Source organism: Agrobacterium sp. P15N1-A, from assembly GCF_044626815.1.
Classification (GTDB): domain Bacteria; phylum Pseudomonadota; class Alphaproteobacteria; order Rhizobiales; family Rhizobiaceae; genus Agrobacterium; species Agrobacterium leguminum.
On sequence record NZ_JBIUPF010000011.1, the window covers coordinates 146827 to 165748 of the forward strand.

Here is an 18922-nt window from a genome sequence, read left to right on the forward strand (position 1 = left end):
ATTGGGAGGGCGGAGAGCCGAGATCGAGACGTCCCCGCGCCTTCTGGACATGATGAGGCGCCGCAAGCGAGCAAGCCTGCCGTGCCTCATCAGCTCAATGAACTGTTCGACCAGTAGCCTGCCTTTGAGACTGATTTCCAAACTTGCCAGCGGGAGGCGTGCTTGCCCGACACTGCTCAGAAATCTCCCAACGAATATCCGGCTCCGCGGACGGTACGTATGACGTTGTCAGCCTTGCCGAGGCTGATAACCTTGCGAAGTCGACCAATATGGACATCAATCGCGCGCTCATCGACGGTCGCATCATCTCCCCACAGGGATACCTTGAGCTCTGATCGGGAATAGACCCTGCCGGGTGTTCGCATCAGGAATTCAAGAAGCTTGAATTCCTTCGGACCGAGCTTGACCTCACGCTTCTGCCTGTGAACTCGGTGGGCCTCCCGGTCGAGCGTGAGATCACCGACCTTTAGCAGATGGTCCAAGAGAGCAGGATTTACGCGCCTAAGCAGGTTCTTCACGCGGACGACGAGCTCGGCCGGCGAAAATGGCTTTATAAGGCACTCATCAGCGCCTGCCGCGAGAGCCGTAAGATGAAGACCCTCGCTCCCTGATGGAACCAGAAGAACTATGGGTAGCCTATAAAGGGCCTGGTCGAGGCGCACGTCGCGGCACACATCGACACCAGGCACCCCAGGAATATCCGAGCTCATCACCAGTACGTCCGGAGGAGCGGACTTCAAACGGTCGGAAATTTCTTTACCGTCTGAAAGCGTCGATACACTGAAGCCGTCTGCCGCAAAGGCCTTCTGTAGAACAAGACGAAAAGATTCGTCATCATCGACCAATAGGATGCGTGCGCTCATCTTCTGCTTACCGACTAACTTTCCATGGAGTATCCGGCGCCGCGAACGGTGCGGATGACATCCTGCATATTGGAGAAGTTGAGCGCCTTGCGAAGCCGTCCAACATGCACATCGACGGTCCGTTCATCGACGTAGATATCATGTCCCCATACGCCGTCGAGGAGCTGCGACCGGGAGAAAACCCGCCCCGGGGCGGACATCAGAAACTCCAGAAGACGAAACTCCGTCGGACCAAGCCGCACTTCTCGACTCTTGCGATGCACCCTGTGGGTTTCGCGATCCAGTTCAATATCGCCGCAACGTAGAAGACTTGAGAGCACCTCAGGTCGTGCGCGCCGAAGCATCGCCTTGACACGAGCCATCAGTTCCGGTGTCGAAAATGGCTTTACCACATAATCGTCAGCGCCGGTGGCGAGGCCGCGAACACGTTCGCTTTCCTCGCCCCTGGCCGTCAGCATGATGATCGGCAGCCGTTCCGTCTCGGGGCGCATGCGCAAACGACGGCAGAGCTCGATCCCCGAGACGCCAGGCAGCATCCAATCGAGAATCAGGAGATCGGGTATCCTCTCCTGAAGACGAATCTCAGCCTCGTCTCCTCGAAGGACGGTGTCGACCTCGTAACCCTCTGCTTCCAAATTATAGCGAAGAAGCACGCTCAGCGCTTCCTCATCTTCCACAACAGCTATTTTGGGCAGCATTTCAGCTCCACTTCACAGATCATTGACCAGTGGCACCAACGGTGTTGGACGAGTCGTCCTTCGGACGCTCGCCTTCCGGCTGGGCGCCTGTCGTCATGTAGTAGATCGTTTCGGCAATGTTGGTAGCATGGTCGCCGATCCGCTCAATATTCTTCGCACAGAACAGAAGGTGCGTGCAGGTGGCGATATTACGTGGATCCTCCATCATGTAGGTGAGGAGTTCGCGAAACAGCGAAGTATACATCGCGTCGATCTCTTCGTCGCGAATGCGGATCGCCTCGGCCTTCTCCACCAAACGGGTCGAAAAAACATCCAAAACATCCTTGAGCTGCACCAAAGCAAGCTCCGAAAGATGCTCGAGCCCTCGGGCCAGCTTGCGCGGCACGCCGGTTCCGGCAACCGCTATAACACGCTTGGCAGTGTTCTTTCCCAGATCGCCGACACGCTCGAGGTCCGCCGCTATGCGTAGTGTTCCGACGATCTCGCGAAGGTCTGCTGCCACAGGCTGCCGCTTGGCAATCATGGTGATCGCCTTATCCTGAATCTCTCGCTCGGAGTGATCGAGGATCACGTCATCGGAGATAATTCTCTGGGCGAGTGCTCCGTCGGAGTTGACGAGCGCGCGCACGGCGTCGCCGCACATCTGCTCAGCGAGCCCGCCCATCTCGGAGATGCTTCGGCTCAGGTATTTCAGTTCTTCGTCGTAAGCAGACATGATGTGTGTCGATGCCATCGTCTTGTTCCTTCCTGTTTCCAAACGTCCAGCGGCTACGACGGGATCAACCGAAGCGACCCATAATGTAGTCCTGAGTGCGCTGATCGTCGGGGTTGGTGAACATCTTGTCAGTCTCGTTCTCCTCAACGAGGTGACCGAGGTGGAACATGGCGGTGCGCTGCGACACACGAGCCGCCTGCTGCATCGAATGAGTAACGATTACGATGCTGAAATTCGTGCGCAGTTCGTGGATCAACTCCTCGACCTTGGCAGTGGCAATCGGGTCGAGAGCGGAGCAAGGCTCGTCCATCAGGATGACTTCCGGCGAGACGGCGACTGCACGTGCGATGCAGAGACGCTGCTGCTGACCGCCCGATAGGCCTGTACCGGATTCATGCAAACGATCCTTGACCTCGTTCCACAAACCAGCCTTCTGCAAGCTGCTTTCGACGATCACGTCGAGGTCAGGCTTGCTTCGGGCCAGACCGTGGATCCGAGGGCCATAGGAAATATTCTCATAGATGGTCTTTGGGAAGGGGTTCGGCTTCTGGAACACCATGCCTACGCGAGCCCGCAGCTCTACGACGTCGATGTCCGGATCGTAGATATCGTCGGCATCCAGGGTAATTTTGCCTGTGACGCGGCAGCTCTCGATCGTATCGTTCATACGGTTGAGGCATCGCAGGAAGGTGGACTTTCCGCAACCTGAAGGGCCGATAAGAGCCGTTACCGTATTTTCACGAACGTTGAGGTTCACGTCGTACAGTGCCCGTTTCTCGCCGTAGTAGACCGACACGTCCTTGCCGATCATCTTGTAGGAGGTCTCGCTCATCTTCTTGTCCAGGGCCTTCTCAACTTCTGCTTCTGACATCATGTTCATGGTCCTACTCCTTCTACCACCGACGCTCGAAGCGCTGCCTGAGGAAAATAGCGATTGCGTTCATTAGGACGAGGAAACCAAGCAGTACCAGGATCGCCGCCGAGGTTCTGGATACAAACCCGCGCTCCGGACTATCGGCCCACATATAGATCTGGCTCGGCAGCGCGGTGGACGAGGCAAAAATGCCGTCAGGTGGACTGGTGATGAAGGCGTTCATCCCGATCAAGAGCAGTGGCGCGGTTTCGCCGAGCGCGCGTGCGAGCGAAATGATCGCTCCCGTCATAATCGTCGGCATCGCAAGAGCCAGCACGTGATGGAAGATCATCTCGTGTTTCGACGCCCCAATACCCAGAGCTGCCTCGCGGATCGAAGACGGCACCGCCTTGAGCGACACCCGGGTGACGATGATCAGCGTCGGCAGCGTCATGAGCGACAGAACCAGCCCGCCGACGAGAGGAGCCGAGCGCGGTAGCCCGAAGCCGTTCAGGAAGACGGCAAGGCCGAGGAGGCCGAAGACGACCGACGGGACCGCCGCGAGATTGTTGATGTTGATCTCGATGAGATCGGTGAGACGGTTCTTCGGAGCAAACTCCTCGAGATAGATCGCCGCTGCGATGCCGATCGGGAAGCTTATGGCAAAGCAGACAAGCAGCGACCAGAAGGATCCCGAGATGGCTCCGGCCAGACCTGCTAGTTCGGGGAAGCGACTGTCGGCGTTGAAGAACAAGCCCCAGTTGAACGGCGACGAGATGATGCCCTTCGCCACGAGCTGGTCGTACATGCCAATCTGCTCGTCGGTGATGCGGCGTTGCGCTTCCGGAGTGTCTCGGCTGATCTCGCCCTTCGCGAGCTGGTCGGCTCGGTCGGAAAGCGGGATGACGTAGGTCGCGGGACCATCCAGACGTGACGGATTCTTGATAACCTCGTCGCGGACAAGGAACGGCGCCGACGATGTGTAAAGGTCGAAGTAGCCACGTTCCTGACGGCGGTTGAGATCCGGGATCTGGGCACGCAAGGCCTCGCGAACAACGTCGCGCCAGTTCGCGTCCATGAGATTGGCGCGGTCAATTTGCGCCTTGCTCAGGTCGATGCTCACTGTGGCCACGGTCTGCGTGAAAGCCTTGTAGCCGGTGAACGTCAGCGACGAGATCAGAAAGGCTAGGAAGCCGAGAGCGAAGACGATGGCCGCCAGACCGTAGCCTTTAAGGCGCTTCTCGGCAGCGTAGCGGGACTTGCGTCGCGCCTGCATCTCCTTGGAGTGCCAGTCGACGCGCTGGCTCTGTTTCGGGACCATGCCCGGGTTAGCAACTGCTATGTCGGACATCAGTATTTCTCCCGGTACTTGCGGACGGTCCGCAGCGCGATCAGGTTCAGCACGAGCGTGATCAGGAACAGGATCAGGCCGAGCGCGAATGCGGAGAGCGTTTTGGGATTGTCGAACTCAGAGTCGCCAATCAGCAGGGTAACGATCTGAACGGTCACCGTCGTGACTGCGTCGAAAGGATTGAGAGTGATCTTGGCGATGAGGCCGGCGGCCATGACGACGATCATCGTCTCGCCAACGGCTCGGCTGAGTGCGAGGAGCACGCCGCCGATGATGCCCGGCAGCGCTGCCGGCAGCAGAACCTTGCGGATGGTCTCGCCCTTGGTCGCGCCGAGAGCCAGCGATCCGTCCCGCATCGCCCGCGGCACTGCGGCGAAGGCATCGTCGGACAGCGACGAGATGAACGGAATGATCATCACGCCCATCACAAGGCCGGTGGCCAGGGCGCTGTTCGGGGACGAAGGAATTCCGATGGCGGCACCGAGATCGCGTATGGCGGGAGCGACGGTGAGGACAGCGAAGAAGCCGTAGACCACAGTCGGGATGCCAGCGAGGATTTCAAGCAGGGGCTTCACGACGGCGCGGAAGCCGGGATGCGCGTATTCGGTCAGGTAGATCGCCGAGAGGATGCCGATCGGGACGGCAACAATCATCGCAATCGCGGAGATAAGGAACGTGCCATAGAGAACCGGAAGAACACCAAAAGCGCCCTGCCCTGCAACCTGGTCAGCGCGGATTGCGATCTGCGGCTCCCAGCGGAGGCCGAAAAGGAATTCCGTAACCGGAACGCGGGCAAAGAAGTGAAGCGCTTCGAACACGAGCGATCCTACGATACCGATCGTGATGATGATCGCCACCAGCGACGAGAACATCATGAAGACCGTCACTGCCGTCTCGACACTGTGGCGAGCGCGGTAGCGCGGGCTTATGACCTTGAACCCCAGGAACGCACCGAGAGCGGCAATGCAGCAGGTCAAGGCGACCATGAGGTAGGAAGAAGTAGACTGGAGCGAGCGCATGTGCTCCGCGGCGGCACTCACCTCGGGCGTCGGTTGCTTGAAGATGTTGCCGGAGGCGACCTGCCGTATCTCGCTCAACTGGAGATCCCTGGCAGCAGCCTCCATGCCATCGGCGCCCGGAAACGAGGAAATGACGAGGTGGTTTATGATGCTGTTCTGAAACAGCAGCCAGACAAGCAAGAAAACGAAACCAGGCACGGCGGCCCAGATTGCTGCGTTCAGGCCATGATAGATTGGCCTCGAATGCGCCTTCAAGCGAACCTGCCCACCCGGAACAGCCGCTACGCGTGCACGATAAACTCCGAAATAGGCTGTCAGGACAGCAAGAACCGCCAGCAGGAGAAGTAGGTAGCCCGTCATGTTACCCCCAAATATGGAAAAAGCCGCCCGCATGCTGCGGGCGGCGATTTGAGCCCGTTAGGAGCCAATCTTCTTGCCGCTCATCACGGCCTTTTCGATGTCGGCGCGCTTGGCTTCGTCAAGCGGCGTGAGACCGCGCTCAGCGAGATATCCATCTTCGCCCATCGCACTCTTCGAGGTGTATTCCTGAAGGAAATCCTTGAGACCAGGGATAACATCACGGTGCGCGTTCTTGATGTAGATGAACAGCGGACGCGAGACGGGATAGGAGCCATTCTTGATGGTCTCGAAGCTTGCTTCGACGCCTTCAACCTTGATGTCCTTGAGCTTGTCCTCGTTCTCGTAGAGGAACGAATAGCCGAAGATGCCGACGGCGTTCTTGTCGGACTCGAGACGCTGGACGATCAAGTTGTCGTTCTCGCCTGCTTCAATGAACGGGCCATCCTGGCGCATGCGCGAGCAGGCTTCCGTGTACTTCTTTTCGTCAGCCTTCTTGATGTCGGCCATGCCTGGAACCTTGGCGCAGCCTTCGTGCATGACTAGCTCAACGAACGCGTCGCGGGTACCGGAGGTCGGCGGCGGGCCGAAGGCGACGATGTTGACGTCCGGAAGGGACTTGTCGATGTCGGACCACTTTTTATTCGGATTGGCCTTCAGGCCACCCTTGCCGTCCGGAAGCTCGGCAGCGAGTGCCTGAACGATCTGCGCCTTGGTGAAGTTCCACTCAGCCGTATTGGCGCGCGAAACGGCGATCGAAAGACCGTCGTAGCCGATCAGAGCTTCCGAGATGTCGGTAACGCCATTGTCCTTGCAGAGCTTGACCTCGGAATCCTTGATTGCGCGGGAAGCGCCGGTGATGTCGGCGAATCCTTCACCCACGCCACCGCAGAATGCCTTGAAGCCGCCGCCAGTACCGGTGGATTCAACAACCGGAGCAGGCTTGCCGGTCTTGTTGGCAAACTCTTCTGCTACAGCCTGCGTGTAGGGAAATACGGTGGAGGAACCGACGATCTTAATCTGATCGCGAGCGGTTGCGACGCCTGCGGTTGCCAGCAGAATAGCGGCTACAGCGCAACTTCCTAGATACTTCTTCATGGATTTCTCCCTTAGAATTGTTGACGCTTCGGCGTCGGCTACCCTCTATCTGCTGCACATTACAGTTTTGTGACAGTTTTATTTCATTTGCAAAAAGGACGGGCCCGCCCGCATTTGCAGAGGTTTGCACCCTCACGCGCTTGCTCAGACAGACACAGCGGAATCCGGGTTATGACATCAACGTGGTGGGGTATCTTGGCTGTTTACGGTATCTGCGGCAAAGGATATCGCGAACAAAATCTGTCACCATCTACCCGGCGATAATCGGGGGAATTCCGGCGACCCTCCAGCATCACAACCGCCAAGGAAGTGAATTACTGCCGTGGAGACTGGGAAATCCATGCCTTGATCGCCCTGCCACTGCGTTCGGACCCGCCCCCTAGAATGACCTACCCGATGGGTCGACGAGAAGATAGTCTGGTATCTCGAACGCCTTCTGATCCGGGCTGACAAGCTTCCCGTTATCGGCTTTGTCGGCGCAGACGACGATCTGGCGTTCTGGTTTCCAGACCAATCAATGGGGATGGGTCCACCTCGCCAAGCTGCCCCGGGGTGAAGGTCAGCTACTCCAGTCCGTCGAGAACGTGCCACGCGCGCGTGCGAAGCCCCTACTCCGATTGCGAACCTAGAAAGAGAACTCGATTTGATGACTCGAGAGTGACGATTCCCTGTGCCATACCCAGGCATCGAACTGGCGGCGCGAAAGCGACAGGAGGTCGGCAGCGCAGCAGAATACTGACCTGAGGAAATCGTAGTCGTCGTTGAGGACGCCCACCCTCCTCGCAAAGGTTCTGACGTGCCTGTCGACGGCAACGGAATCCAACCCGACAAGGCAACCCATGTAGTCGACTGTCTTGGGGCCGACTCCCCTCACGCCCCGAAGGAGCTCGACGAAACCTGGCTGCTGCAGCTCTTCTCCGAGATCCGACACCGTCTCGATGGAATTGCCGTCCAAGAACCTGACCAGCGACTCGAAGCGCCCGATCTTTTCCAGATGTGTCCAGTTGAGAAATGCCGCGGTCTTCCCCTCGCCCACCACCGGGAGAAGCGCGCTTGTCCTGTCACACTGCGGGAACTGCGCGAGGATCGCTTCCACTCTCGGTCGGACGACAGAGTTGTAGTTCAAGCCAGCTTGCAGGACAGAGTCCGCCAGGAGAGCGCCCATGTGGTTGTAGACTGGTCGCGTCTCTTGTCTCTCGGTGTCAGCGCCCAGTTCTCTGGCGTAGTCGGCGACAAGACGTGCCGCAAGCAACATTTGCACCGTCGTTGACTGCATCCTATCCAACCCTTGCATTGAGACCGGCGTCCTCTAGCGCATCGAGGCGATCAACACAATTGGGACAAGCGCCACAAGGAAACGTGCTGGCCGCTTGGCAGGAATAGGTCCTTCCGATCGGAACACCCAGTCGAACCGCCTCGCGCACAACCTCAGTCTTCGTTGAAAAACGGAAGGGCGATGTGAAGCGGACCGGACCGATGTTATCGATCAGGTTGTCCAGGCCGTTCATGAACTCCGAGGTGCAGTCGATTTCCTTGGCGTGATTGCTGTTGATGAACCCGGTGTAGACTTCAAGGATGCCCATCGTCTGCGCCCTGGCCGCGGCCGCGGCGAAGAACAGCATCGTCCTGTAGGGGACATACAGGTCTACGTCGCTCACCTCCTCCTCCCAGAGATCAGCCTCCTTTATGAGACGTGACGGTGATCCCCGAAAGATGTCCGAGATGTCAAAGCGTGCCGGACGGCGGACAGCAGACGGAAGGACCTCGTTGACACGGCTCCATTCCATTTCCACGCAATGCTGCCCGTAGTCGAAGAAGACCGGGTGCACGTCGATGTTCTCGCTCGACAGCGAATATGCGACGGTCGTTGAGTCCAAGCCGCCCGACGCGAGCAAAATGACCTTCTTCATCGTGAAGCCATCCAGAGTTTCGATATTTCGATGAACAACCCGTTGATGCAAATATCCAGATCATCAGAGTAGGCCGCGCTGCCGCCGGCCACCATCGTATTGTTGTTCTCCCGTCTGGGATCGAATGTGATGACCGGCTTTTTGCTTGCCATGGCGATCCCCATCTCGACCAAGGTTCCGGGATCACGTTCCAAAGGAACAGCAAAGATCACCCTGCACGCTTCAAGCAGCGCGATGTCTTTCGCGAACATTGCCCGCAAGACGGAGGGCGAACTTCCACGCGGAAGCTCGCCGTTCTCCTCGATCGGACGACGAACGGTGAAGTTATGGTACTGAAGGGCTTCGACGGCACGATCCACCTCCGGCTTGTCCACATAGGAAAAATCCGGTGCCGCAAGATAGATATCGAAGCTGGGTCGGGCATGCCATGGCAGCATAGTTCCACCTAGGTCCTGCATCTCCTCGAGCGATAGGGCGAGTTCACGTCGCACGTCTTCTCGGAAATCGTCGGGATACGTTGTGACCGCATACGAAGTCGCGGCCCTCGCACCGCGCCATGCTGCCTCCTTCCAGCCCCGCTCCCGAAACCCGACCATTACGGCCGAGTAGACATCCCCAACGCCGACGGAGTTCACGGTAGACGAAAGGATCGCGGGCACGCTCTCAACCTCATGCGCTCGCAGGTCGAAGAGACGGCTGCCACCGCGGTTTTCCTTGAGTAGGAACGCCTCTGCGCCAAGCGCGGTGGCGGCCTCGATCATAGGGTCGATGCCGACCGCACCGACACGGGAGAAAAGCGGCGAGGACGTCGAGATGGCTACCGCTCCCACCCGACCCGCAAAGGATTCGATCGACGAGAAATCCTCGGTGTCGTAGGCGACGTCGAAGCTTACGCGCGCCGTCGCGGAAAGCACCCTCGCTATCTCGGAAAGGTCGAACTTCCCGGGAAATATCAAGACCTCGGAGAATGACTTGAGCACCTCCCCGACTTCCAGGAACTCGACTGACTTTTCCTCCCGAAGGAGATCTTCATATCCCTGATCGGAGACTTCGGTCGCATCACCAATTACGATGACGTTCGGACTGCCCTTCGCTTCACCCAGCAAGACGAATTCCTGGCATCCATGAGCAGCAAGGAACCGCTGAGCTTGATCAACTATGTATCCTGGGCAAACAGCGGCGATGGAATAGGATATGCCGCAAGCCCACAATCCCCGTGCGGCGTGCACGATCCCACCAAGTCTGAGCTTGCACTCGGCACCGGGTCTGGCTACCGTAAAATCAACGATAATCTCACCGACAATAAGGATTGGCGCAGCGCTACTCGCGCTCATCTCGGTGTGAACACTGCTGACACGAATGGCATTGGGGCCGAGCCCGATGCAGTGACGGCGCCAATGTATGAATGGCCCGCCTTGATGCACCCGGCGATGTAGTTGTACGCCGTCGGAAGCGCGCCTACTTTCAGGCCGTCGGGAGCGACCGCAAAGATCCTGCGCTCAAGCACGAGTGTCAATTCGGTCCCCACCGGCGGGACAGCACCATGTGTTATAAAGTAGTCGCACTGCGCCACGTCTTCCAGCGAACAATCGAAGGACTGTCCGCAGCGATCGACCCCGCTGGTACCTCCGGTGCCGTTCGAGTTCTTCACGCCACTATAGTCCGTGAGACGGCCAGATGTCCTGCTGCCCATTGATCAAAATCCCCCCGATGCATATTGCATCTACGCAACCTGAGGTGATTCTCAGATCCCTGCAACTAACGTTTCCGAGAAGACGGGTGCGCAACGGTCTACGCCCTACGGCAGCCTTAGGGCGCGCTTCGATTGTCCCGATCCGCTAGTGATAAATCTGCAACCAGTAGAAGTTAAAACGTCCGACACCGCTTCCGCAAGGATTCCAACGATCGACCTCCAAGTTGCCTTGGCGCTCTAGCCCGGCCAGTGCCAATGGCCCTCACGTCCAGACCTCCTGATCCTGAGAACCTCCAATGTACTCCCCGGGGAGAAACTCCCGTTGCTCGCCCATGGATAGGCGATCATAGACAAGAGCATGAGGGACAACGCAGGAACAAAATCCCGATCACTGCCTACCTCATTTTGGCATGGAAACGATATCCATCACCTCACGTCCCCAGACCACGCCGCGATTTGCGATGGCTCGTGCAATCTCTTCGGCCTCCGGCCTCCGCGATTGGATAATTGTCGTTGCTCGCAATAGCTCGACCTCAAGCAACCGTTCGACCCGCCTCCGTAGAACAGGATCATCACGGCGCAGTTCGTCCAGCTCCCTGGAACTCGAGACATCACAGTATTGGAGTGATTCCAGCCCCAGACTTGCGAGCATAACCGTAGCGATATCCGACGCTCGCTGAAGATCGGATCCTGCGACACCGCCGGAGCCATCGAAAACATCACCGAGGATTACCTCTTCCGCGGCCATGCCGCCCAGCAGCATCGCAATCTCGTCCAGATAGGACTGCCGGCTTCGATTTGGTGTGTAACTCCGCCGCCATTGCACGTGTCCAATACTCGCGTCTCGATGGCTGGCCTCCCTCGCTACGACAATCATCTCGATCTCCGCAACAGACAGAACGGTACCGACGATCGCGTGACCGGCCTCATGTACAGATACTGACCAAAGCTCATCGTCGCCAACGCTCGCGATTGCTGGCACGACGGCAAGCACATCCGACAATCGGACTTCCCTACCCTGGCGACGGGCCAACCGACGAGCATCCTTCGCGACCTGCGCAATGTCTGCGCCGGAATACCCACTTGTTGCCAGAGCAGCTTTGGTGAGCTCCTCCGAAGCGCTGGCTGTACCCAGATGCATTGCGAGCATGTGCTCGCGAGCCGCTTGATCGGGCAGCTCGATCGCGATGTGGCGGTCAAGTCGGCCAGGTCGACGCAATGCCGGATCGATATTGTTCGGGAAATTCGATGCAGCGATGACGATCACCCCTTCCCTGTCCGTGGATCCATCGAGCAGCTCAAGCAAGGCGTTCACCACCTGAAGGCTGTAATTTGCGTTGTCTCCTCTGAATGTCCGCCTGTCGCCGATGCTGTCGAACTCATCAATGAGGAGCACCGACGGAGCTGCGGCGGCTGCTTCGCGGAAACTCTTCCGCATTGCGCCCAACATGTCACCGAGATGTCCCTTGGACTGCCATTGCGCGCTCGATGTACCGATGAATGTCGCCCCGCAGGAACGCGCGAGCGCTGATGCAAAGAGCGTCTTGCCGGTCCCGGGAGGACCGCTGAGAAGAAGCCCCGCATCAACATCGCGCCATGCGACCTTGCCATCCCTCCAGTCAGCGAGATCAACGACCAGGTTCGCCGCCCAATCGCGCGCCTCGCCATACCCTTCCAGGTCTTCCACCAAAGGCTCCCAAGCCATGGTCGCAGGAGCCCTCGAAGCGGCCGCAAGCCTTTCCAAGACGATTTCGATCGGCCGTCCTTTTCGCACCGCGCCGAACAACAGGCTTGGAGTATATTGGCAGAGTAGGCTAGCAGCATCGCTTGCAATATCGATCTGCCATACATTTTTCGCGGCAGAAATCAGGTGGTTCGGCTTGACGGGTCCGACGTCAACGATGCGGTCCAAGGTGATTGCAATCTCAGGCACAAGCTTGGCTCCATTCTCGATGAGGGCGACAACGGCCGATTTTTGCGCCAGGACTTTCCCAGCGTCCTCGTGATATGTCTCCCCCCGCCTGCCCAATTCAATTGTCGTAACTGCGTAGCGGATCAAAACGCTGGTCTCTCGCAGGACGAGTTTAGCCGCCTCCCTGTACGAGTCCATGTCTGCCTCGGGTGGCAGTACCAGACCGACTGCATGATCGATCTGTCCTTCGCTCAGGTAGACACCACATAACCTCAATGCATTCTTGAGGGCGACGGCATAAGTAGCCACTTCGAGCGAGGGCTCCCGCTCGGCAGATCTGTTTGACATCTTCGGCCACCCTACTTCGCCACGCGCCTGACGACCGTTTCCGGTCCCAGGAGAGCTTCATCGAGGTCGACTTCAAGGATGTTCCTGAGGATCATCGTTGCGATTGTTGGCATCGGCTTGCTTTCGCGAACGACAGAGAGGCATTCCGCAAGCGTTAAAGTCCCCATTTCCTCCAACGCAGAGAGAACTCGGATACGGTCACCCAGCGGTGCCTCATATCCAGCGTAGCGAATGAGATCCCTGGCATTCTGAATCCGGGTCGCGCCGACGATTTCGGAGAAGGACACCGCCAGATACCGGTAGCCCTGTTTTTCGGCTAACCTGGCAATCCAACCGACGATGCCGGCATCTCGTTGCCGGATATCGACGAGCAAGGCTTCGTTTTCCGTCTCGACAGCGAAATCAACATAGTGGTGTCGTGGGTTTCGTGCTCCGGAATCATTGATGATCGGCTGAGGCATGCAGCGCCAGGCGGACACCTTCGGATCCAGATCCAGCAAGCAAGCATAATCACGAGCCTCCCGCGAACGATAGACAGGGCGACCGACGCATTTGAGCGTCGCAGACGGAAAGAACGGGCGGTACTTCGAAAAAACGCAGGCTTCGTCACCCGCGACATGAGTGGACTCGGTCTTCATGACCCCACCTCCGATGAATAGCGATCTGGGCGGCACCGGGAACGGTCCCGGTCTCCGTCAGCGTATTCGGAAGGTGGGCGTAAAAGTCTTGCTCATGGACGGAACATTTAGTGAACGAAATTCTCGACGTCAACTAGGATTTGCCTGCGAGGTGAGAGCGAGTTTCACAAGCCGGGAACCACCAAGGCCCTTATGCCGCGAGAAGCAGAGACTTTTCCTGGATTTCGTGCCTGATGGCCTCGACGATTAAGCTATGTCAATCAGTGCGGTAGTCCGAAGCAGCCGAAATTCGATACGTCATATCTTGTTGGTTTTGCCATCGCCGGTTACGGTTTCTCACCGTAGCTGCAGAAATCTCGATCAGGGATTGGGATCGTCATCGTCGGGGAGAGGACCAGGGCGGGAGAACAACTCTTCAAGGGTCTTCTTTCCGGGTACGAACGTCACGTCAAATCTGCCGTCGGTGTCGATCAGTCTCTGAGTGCCGCGCGCTTTAGCTGCGTCCAGAACTTCCTGGATGCGGGCCTCGGCCTCGTGTCTCTGCCAATCGGAATCACGTGTCATCTGGGCCTCTCTCGGACGACATCATACCAACCTGTGCAGTATAGCGAACGAATTGGATCACACCTCGAATTTTTCAAGAAGAAAGTTTCTGACCACAGAAAGATGTTAAAGTGCGGACAGACCCTATTCTTTTACTGGATACGGACATCGTCAGCCTTATGGGCCGCGTAAAGCCGCCGCCCGGACTGCGTCCATGGCTCTTGCGCGTCGGCATACATCGTCTCGCACTCTGTTACCCGGTCATAGCAGAACTGCTGCGCGGAGCCCATCTCCGGGTGAAGGATGATCCACAGAAAGCACTTCTTATCACCAACTGGGTCGATGAACTCATCTCTATGGCCTTTCCGTTTCCGGAAATGACGACTGCGGTGGCAACAGTCTATGCCGGGATGACATCTGTACCCGCCTTGCGGCACATGTGGACCGTTCAGCACGGACAAAAAAGCAACAGGCTCGGACACGATTTGATGATATCCGCCGTCGCCATCGTACATCGGATGCCGATACTTACAGCCAACGTCGATGATTTTGTTGAGATCAACGAACATTTCCCGCTGCCCGGCGTATACCATCCGATGGAGGCGGAATGGTACGTTGAGCCCAGTTTCGATGTGCCGCTTCCGTATTTCGACGCAACCGAACCCGACCCACACGAGAGGTCGCTACCCAAGCTGCCGAATACTCCCGACACCTCGCCATCGGTATGACCGATGATCCACCTAGACACTGATCGTAGCTGAATCGTCGAAAGCGCGGCTTGTGGGAGCCGCGCTTTCCTCTCGCAGGATGGGCGCCATCCTCAGCGGAGAGGAGACTATTTTCGCTTCTCGACCTTAGGGTCTGAACGGAAGCTCACATAGAAGTTGCTATCGATGACTGCACTGGCAAAGTCTGCCGCCGTGCGCTTCCTCGGTGCTTCAGCCACGCGCTCGACCACCACGCACGCAGGTTTGATCTGCGAGCGCTTCACGTAGTTGGTGGGACTGTTCTTCACCTTGCGCATCAGTAATCCGTGAAGATCTTCCTGAGATCCTTGTCGCTGATATTGTTCTTGCAGGCATCGCCTACGCGGCGCGCCTGCCCTCCGTTAACGCTCTTGTAGCAGGTGCTGGTTCCATCGGCGTTAACGGTCATTTCATACTGGACGCCATCAATCGCCTTTGTCCAGACCTTCCGATCCGCGTGATCCACGAGGCGCCAGTCCAGGCATCCGCCGTCAATGCCCGCCATGGCATTCGCAACATCGAGCGCCGACTGGTACCGATCCTCGGCCTTCGTCTCCAAGCATCGCTTGATAACGTTACGGAGCGTTGATGGCACATGTGCGGCAAATGATTTCCGGTCAGGGAACCGGCCGTTCCGGACGTCGAAGCGGAAAGCGTTTCGGTCGAAGGCGTTCGGCGGCCCGTATTTTGCCATCTGGGCGCGGAAATGCTCATTACCATTGCACATGCGGTAGAGCGTGAGCCCAACCTGGTAGATGTCGAAGGTCCGGTCGAACTGATCGCGCTCCATCGCCTCAGGGGGCATCATCGGGCCATAATGCCTGTCCTGTGCCGCGATGCCTCGGTAGTTCATCTGCTTTGCCTGGCCGAAGTCCGAGACGAGTGCCTCGCGCCTCGGCGACAGGAGAATGTTGTCTGGCTTTACGTCGAAATGGACGAGTCCCTTGGAGTGGATGTTGTGCAAGCCGGCAAGGATCTGCGCCCCTAGACTGACGATCTCACGGACAGTCATGTGGCGTCCGGTGATCAGGTCCTTGATCGAGCCGTTCTGATAATATGGCATCGCCACATAGACATGATCATCGTCATAGCAGGCGTAGTGGATCTGTACCACGTGCGGGTGAGCGCTCGCGTAGAGAGCTTGGGACTCCGCGAAAAACTCGTCTGTCGAATTCAGGGAGTTCTTCTGAATCTGCTTCGTGACGATCTCCGCATTGAGTTGGTGATCGCGGGTCACGTAGGTGCGCGAGTTGCGTCCGTCCTGCCCGATTTCCTTTAGGATGTCGAACGTGAGTTCCGCCTTCTGGTATGGCTTAAGCATCCTTGGCCCCCATCGCGCACAGGATTGCTTCCCGCTCTTCCTTTCCCATCTTCTTCCAGTTCTCGACGCCTGGATCTTCATCGCCATCAACCAGCGGCTTGAACTTCTTGCGGTCGATGCCGAGACGCTTGGAGATCGATGAGATCTGCCCGACATAGTAGGATTGCAGCTCGCTGCTCGCGAATGCTTCCTGAATGACACCTTCTATCTGGATGCGTTCGATGCTGGGGTAGTTGGCCACCGACTCCGTCACCCTCACCCCCGCACGCTCAACCTGATATTCGCGGAGGACATCCAGAAGATTCGAGCGCACGTATTTCAGCGCGGCCGGCGTTTCGAAAGCTACCGGGATCTTGATCTCCTCGACGTTGAGGATGGAGCCCGCATCGGTGTCGTAGATCGCGAAGGTGATGACCTTCGGCGCGGCGCGAATGCCAATTGTGATCATAGTTCCCCCAGCTCCGGCGTCAGGATCGCTTCGCTGGCGAATCCTTGCCGAGTCGCAGGGATCTTACGTCACTGGCCGACCACAACTCAAGGTCATCGATATTAGCCGCCCTATGGCTCCTTGGGGAAGGAATTCCTTAAGCTACAGTTTGTAAATCGCCATCCTGCGGACAGCCAAAAGAGGAGTCGTGCAATGGCGGGAAAATGGATCCGGGTGAAGTTGAACGGTGAATACGATATCGAGGAAGAGAGGCCTTGTTCTGCAGGGCTATGCTTTCGGGTGAAGGGCCCCGGGATATTCGGATCGGGCTTGTGCCGTGACCTTAAAGAAGCGGAAGACATGATCCGCCAGGCCCGGAGCAACCAACAGAACAATCGTCCAGACGATGACTCAGACGAGGAGCCGTCCTTCCGACGCTAACGCCTCGGCGCGAGCAGCGTCCGCTGGGTTCATGGCGATGGCTTCCTGCCGACCGCGAATAGCCAGCAATTCCTTTGGGCTGATCACATTTTCGATCAGGATCGCCACGCTGGGATGAGAAAGGTCGAGGAGGCTCCCCGCGCCGAAGTGTTCTTCGAAGTCAGAGGCGCGCCTGCAATATGCTGCCAATTTGGAGAAGTCCTCCGACAACGCGCCTCGATCCTCCAGTTCCTTCAGCATTTCCCTCAGAGAACTCAGAGATCCAATACTGGCGCAGTGCCGCATTGCCTCCAGGTAAGGGATGCCCGTGATCGGCGTCACCGGAGTCTTCGTGCTGGGATTGGATACTGCGTTCATTGCCATTGGTCTCCTTTCCTTTGATTAGAGGTCGAACGGCGGATCCGGGCAAGTTCCCGTCTCAGGCGGTTACGTGGTGATAGGCCTTGCCCACTGCCCCCCGGGTAATCACTAGGCACCATTGGATTCGGGGTTTGCGATCAAAACTGAGTCCGCGTTTATGCTTCCCAGGTACCACCGCCCCTTACCCAGATGGAATTCGTTAAAATCAGAGGAAATCCCTTTCCGGGACATCAGGACTTGGCTGATACCGGTTCGCTACGGGTATGTGCGATAGGGGTGTTGGACATGGTGAAGACGAGTTTCTGCGAAGAGCGTTTACTTATCGAAAAGGCAGATGAGATCAAACGGAAGATGGTAAAGCTGGCCGACTCTTACCGTGAAATATCAGAACTCGTGCGAGAGCTTCACGATACGTCTGGCGATTCAATCCTTGTCGAGAGCCTCCTGATGGTGCGGGCCAACATCGCTCCCGCGGATACTCGGTTGTTCACCAACGTCGCAAACCTGCTGACTGAAAACGAAAGCCTGAAAGTTACGACGGCTTCACCTGAGACACTCCGAGCCTTGACAGCACTGCCCCGCGAGGCCCGTAGCATCGCCGTTGCGGCCGTCGTTGCGGGTCAACTCTCCGATGAAGAGAAGCTACAGGAGATCGAATCCTTCTCCGAACAGTTGCTTGACCGCCGTGAAAAATCTGCCGCGCGCGAAAGAGAGGAGTTTCTGAAGGGATTAGCACAGGCACTCGTTCCACAGGTGGTCGAAGATTTCGAGGAATTGGCCGCAGATCTCGTGGAAGAAATTCGAGAATTTCTCTACATCTGCCAGTCGCAGAATTCGTTCGAGGGTTTAGAGTTCTATAGTGAGCACGATTATGCCTGCGCGCACCAAACCGTCCGGATCCTCGCTGGTCTGGTGTTGGCGGACTTCGAAACGATCTTCGGAAAAGTCGAATCCTTCCTTAATCCACCGGAGAATGACAGTCAGGCGGGCATGCTGGCCAACGCATGCCGGGCGCTTCTCAGATTTGTCGAGGGACAGTTCGGCCACGATGGCGGACTCGCTCTCAACGAAAACGATCCGGGTTTCTCATGGGAGCTGTTCGACGCAGTAAGATATTTCTGCACGTGGCCGACGTCCGGAAGCTCCGCTACTGAAGTGCGCACTCGACCGTCAGAGCAGCTAAGGGTGCAGGAGTTCGGCGCAGGCGCAGGCGGGATGGCAATAGGTCTCATGGCAGCGGGATTCCAGCATGTCGGACTACTGGAAAACATGAAAACTCGGCTGAATACGCTGAAGGCCAATTGGCCGCGCTGGCCGATCCGCAAGGGGTTGATTACAGAGGTGTCAGACGAAGAGCTCAGACGTCATCAAGGGATTGACCTGCTTGCAGGAAGCATTCCAGGACACTCCTTTGCCCGCAAATCAGAGCCGGAGGGTCGAGTATCTGAAGACAATCATTTCCCCGGTGCCGTTCGAGCCGTGCGGCTCGCCAGACCCCGTTCTGAACCGCACCGGATTTGCCGGAGGCTCCAACTTCTGAGAAAGTGGAGCCGATATGAGCAAGACAACGAACAAGTTTTCACCTGAAGTCCGCAACCGCGCCATTCGTATGGTGCTGGATCACGAAAC

Annotated in this window: 20 protein-coding genes; 3 read left to right on the forward strand and 17 right to left on the reverse strand. The window is 57.5% G+C overall.

Annotation, left to right across the window (positions count from 1 at the left end):
- Positions 1–176: 176 nt before the first annotated feature.
- From ACIK7D_RS26920 to ACIK7D_RS26965, 10 genes are all read right to left on the reverse strand, one after another.
- Positions 177–863 carry a winged helix-turn-helix domain-containing protein gene (locus ACIK7D_RS26920; RefSeq protein WP_400158048.1) on the reverse strand — a complete coding sequence of 229 codons (687 nt, stop codon included), beginning with the start codon at positions 861–863 and terminating at the stop codon, positions 177–179.
- A 14-nt stretch (positions 864–877) separates the two neighbouring features.
- A complete protein-coding gene (gene phoB, locus ACIK7D_RS26925; protein WP_400158049.1) occupies positions 878–1561 on the reverse strand; it encodes a phosphate regulon transcriptional regulator PhoB in 684 nt (227 codons plus the stop codon).
- A 19-nt stretch (positions 1562–1580) separates the two neighbouring features.
- Positions 1581–2294 (reverse strand): phosphate signaling complex protein PhoU, encoded by a 714-nt coding sequence (phoU, locus tag ACIK7D_RS26930; RefSeq protein WP_400158050.1) that lies wholly within the window; start codon positions 2292–2294, stop codon positions 1581–1583.
- Between the two features lie 46 nt (positions 2295–2340).
- The gene (gene pstB, locus ACIK7D_RS26935; RefSeq protein WP_400158051.1) at positions 2341–3156 is read right to left on the reverse strand and encodes a phosphate ABC transporter ATP-binding protein PstB; all 816 of its coding nucleotides are present in this window, start codon (positions 3154–3156) and stop codon (positions 2341–2343) included.
- Between the two features lie 13 nt (positions 3157–3169).
- On the reverse strand, positions 3170–4480 hold the full coding sequence (gene pstA, locus ACIK7D_RS26940; protein ID WP_400158052.1) for a phosphate ABC transporter permease PstA: 1311 nt from the start codon (positions 4478–4480) through the stop codon (positions 3170–3172).
- Positions 4480–5859 (reverse strand): phosphate ABC transporter permease subunit PstC, encoded by a 1380-nt coding sequence (gene pstC / locus ACIK7D_RS26945; protein WP_400158053.1) that lies wholly within the window; start codon positions 5857–5859, stop codon positions 4480–4482. The genes pstA and pstC overlap by 1 nt, the downstream gene beginning before the upstream one ends.
- Before the next feature lie 57 nt (positions 5860–5916).
- Complete coding sequence (locus ACIK7D_RS26950) at positions 5917–6954, reverse strand: PstS family phosphate ABC transporter substrate-binding protein (protein ID WP_400158054.1); 1038 nt, start codon at positions 6952–6954, stop codon at positions 5917–5919.
- A gap of 625 nt (positions 6955–7579) precedes the next feature.
- On the reverse strand, positions 7580–8209 hold the full coding sequence (locus tag ACIK7D_RS26955) for a hypothetical protein (protein ID WP_400158055.1): 630 nt from the start codon (positions 8207–8209) through the stop codon (positions 7580–7582).
- 22 nt (positions 8210–8231) lie between these two features.
- Positions 8232–8864, reverse strand: coding sequence for a 7-cyano-7-deazaguanine synthase (locus ACIK7D_RS26960; RefSeq protein WP_400158056.1), 633 nt, complete (start codon positions 8862–8864; stop codon positions 8232–8234).
- Positions 8861–9970: a nucleoside 2-deoxyribosyltransferase gene (locus tag ACIK7D_RS26965; RefSeq protein WP_400158057.1), complete on the reverse strand. Its 1110-nt coding sequence runs from the start codon at positions 9968–9970 to the stop codon at positions 8861–8863. Before ACIK7D_RS26965 ends, ACIK7D_RS26960 begins: the two co-directional genes overlap by 4 nt.
- A gap of 18 nt (positions 9971–9988) precedes the next feature.
- Here ACIK7D_RS26965 and ACIK7D_RS26970 point away from each other — a divergent pair, with 18 nt between their 5' ends.
- Positions 9989–10300 carry a hypothetical protein gene (locus ACIK7D_RS26970; protein WP_400158058.1) on the forward strand — a complete coding sequence of 104 codons (312 nt, stop codon included), beginning with the start codon at positions 9989–9991 and terminating at the stop codon, positions 10298–10300.
- A 657-nt stretch (positions 10301–10957) separates the two neighbouring features.
- Here the strand turns inward: ACIK7D_RS26970 and ACIK7D_RS26975 are convergent.
- The 3 genes from ACIK7D_RS26975 to ACIK7D_RS26985 form a co-directional block, all read right to left on the reverse strand.
- Entirely contained in the window at positions 10958–12817 is a 1860-nt protein-coding gene (locus ACIK7D_RS26975) for an AAA family ATPase (protein ID WP_400158059.1), read from the reverse strand.
- An 11-nt stretch (positions 12818–12828) separates the two neighbouring features.
- Entirely contained in the window at positions 12829–13455 is a 627-nt protein-coding gene (locus ACIK7D_RS26980; protein WP_400158060.1) for a hypothetical protein, read from the reverse strand.
- A gap of 360 nt (positions 13456–13815) precedes the next feature.
- Positions 13816–14019 (reverse strand): hypothetical protein, encoded by a 204-nt coding sequence (locus tag ACIK7D_RS26985; RefSeq protein WP_045022592.1) that lies wholly within the window; start codon positions 14017–14019, stop codon positions 13816–13818.
- Positions 14020–14129: 110 nt separating this feature from the next.
- Here ACIK7D_RS26985 and ACIK7D_RS26990 point away from each other — a divergent pair, with 110 nt between their 5' ends.
- Positions 14130–14726 (forward strand): type II toxin-antitoxin system VapC family toxin, encoded by a 597-nt coding sequence (locus ACIK7D_RS26990; protein WP_400158061.1) that lies wholly within the window; start codon positions 14130–14132, stop codon positions 14724–14726.
- Positions 14727–14833: 107 nt separating this feature from the next.
- On the opposite strand, the gene ACIK7D_RS26995 is transcribed toward ACIK7D_RS26990, so the two are convergent.
- The 4 genes from ACIK7D_RS26995 to ACIK7D_RS27010 form a co-directional block, all read right to left on the reverse strand.
- On the reverse strand, positions 14834–15022 hold the full coding sequence (locus tag ACIK7D_RS26995) for a hypothetical protein (RefSeq protein WP_400158062.1): 189 nt from the start codon (positions 15020–15022) through the stop codon (positions 14834–14836).
- Positions 15022–16065, reverse strand: a complete 1044-nt coding sequence (locus ACIK7D_RS27000; RefSeq protein WP_400158063.1) for a serine/threonine-protein kinase — start codon at positions 16063–16065, stop codon at positions 15022–15024. Before ACIK7D_RS27000 ends, ACIK7D_RS26995 begins: the two co-directional genes overlap by 1 nt.
- Positions 16058–16513, reverse strand: a complete 456-nt coding sequence (locus ACIK7D_RS27005) for a hypothetical protein (RefSeq protein ID WP_400158064.1) — start codon at positions 16511–16513, stop codon at positions 16058–16060. Before ACIK7D_RS27005 ends, ACIK7D_RS27000 begins: the two co-directional genes overlap by 8 nt.
- A 390-nt stretch (positions 16514–16903) precedes the next feature.
- The gene (locus ACIK7D_RS27010; protein ID WP_400158065.1) at positions 16904–17296 is read right to left on the reverse strand and encodes a hypothetical protein; all 393 of its coding nucleotides are present in this window, start codon (positions 17294–17296) and stop codon (positions 16904–16906) included.
- A 282-nt stretch (positions 17297–17578) separates the two neighbouring features.
- Here ACIK7D_RS27010 and ACIK7D_RS27015 point away from each other — a divergent pair, with 282 nt between their 5' ends.
- Positions 17579–18880: a DNA cytosine methyltransferase gene (locus ACIK7D_RS27015; RefSeq protein WP_400158066.1), complete on the forward strand. Its 1302-nt coding sequence runs from the start codon at positions 17579–17581 to the stop codon at positions 18878–18880.
- The last annotated feature ends 42 nt before the right edge of the window (positions 18881–18922 follow it).

Excerpts from the sequence above, each read along its gene's own strand:
- ACIK7D_RS26920 (WP_400158048.1), bottom strand. The coding sequence starts at position 863 with ATGAGCGCACGCATCCTATTGGTCGATGATGACGAATCTTTTCGTCTT.
- phoB (WP_400158049.1), bottom strand. The coding sequence starts at position 1,561 with ATGCTGCCCAAAATAGCTGTTGTGGAAGATGAGGAAGCGCTGAGCGTG.
- phoU (WP_400158050.1), bottom strand. The coding sequence starts at position 2,294 with ATGGCATCGACACACATCATGTCTGCTTACGACGAAGAACTGAAATAC.
- pstB (WP_400158051.1), bottom strand. The coding sequence starts at position 3,156 with ATGAACATGATGTCAGAAGCAGAAGTTGAGAAGGCCCTGGACAAGAAG.
- pstA (WP_400158052.1), bottom strand. The coding sequence starts at position 4,480 with ATGTCCGACATAGCAGTTGCTAACCCGGGCATGGTCCCGAAACAGAGC.
- pstC (WP_400158053.1), bottom strand. The coding sequence starts at position 5,859 with ATGACGGGCTACCTACTTCTCCTGCTGGCGGTTCTTGCTGTCCTGACA.
- ACIK7D_RS26950 (WP_400158054.1), bottom strand. The coding sequence starts at position 6,954 with ATGAAGAAGTATCTAGGAAGTTGCGCTGTAGCCGCTATTCTGCTGGCA.
- ACIK7D_RS26955 (WP_400158055.1), bottom strand. The coding sequence starts at position 8,209 with ATGTTGCTTGCGGCACGTCTTGTCGCCGACTACGCCAGAGAACTGGGC.
- ACIK7D_RS26960 (WP_400158056.1), bottom strand. The coding sequence starts at position 8,864 with ATGAAGAAGGTCATTTTGCTCGCGTCGGGCGGCTTGGACTCAACGACC.
- ACIK7D_RS26970 (WP_400158058.1), top strand. The coding sequence starts at position 9,989 with ATGAGCAGCAAGGAACCGCTGAGCTTGATCAACTATGTATCCTGGGCA.
- ACIK7D_RS26975 (WP_400158059.1), bottom strand. The coding sequence starts at position 12,817 with ATGTCAAACAGATCTGCCGAGCGGGAGCCCTCGCTCGAAGTGGCTACT.
- ACIK7D_RS26980 (WP_400158060.1), bottom strand. The coding sequence starts at position 13,455 with ATGAAGACCGAGTCCACTCATGTCGCGGGTGACGAAGCCTGCGTTTTT.
- ACIK7D_RS26985 (WP_045022592.1), bottom strand. The coding sequence starts at position 14,019 with ATGACACGTGATTCCGATTGGCAGAGACACGAGGCCGAGGCCCGCATC.
- ACIK7D_RS26995 (WP_400158062.1), bottom strand. The coding sequence starts at position 15,022 with ATGCGCAAGGTGAAGAACAGTCCCACCAACTACGTGAAGCGCTCGCAG.
- ACIK7D_RS27000 (WP_400158063.1), bottom strand. The coding sequence starts at position 16,065 with ATGCTTAAGCCATACCAGAAGGCGGAACTCACGTTCGACATCCTAAAG.
- ACIK7D_RS27005 (WP_400158064.1), bottom strand. The coding sequence starts at position 16,513 with ATGATCACAATTGGCATTCGCGCCGCGCCGAAGGTCATCACCTTCGCG.
- ACIK7D_RS27010 (WP_400158065.1), bottom strand. The coding sequence starts at position 17,296 with ATGGCAATGAACGCAGTATCCAATCCCAGCACGAAGACTCCGGTGACG.
- ACIK7D_RS27015 (WP_400158066.1), top strand. The coding sequence starts at position 17,579 with ATGGTGAAGACGAGTTTCTGCGAAGAGCGTTTACTTATCGAAAAGGCA.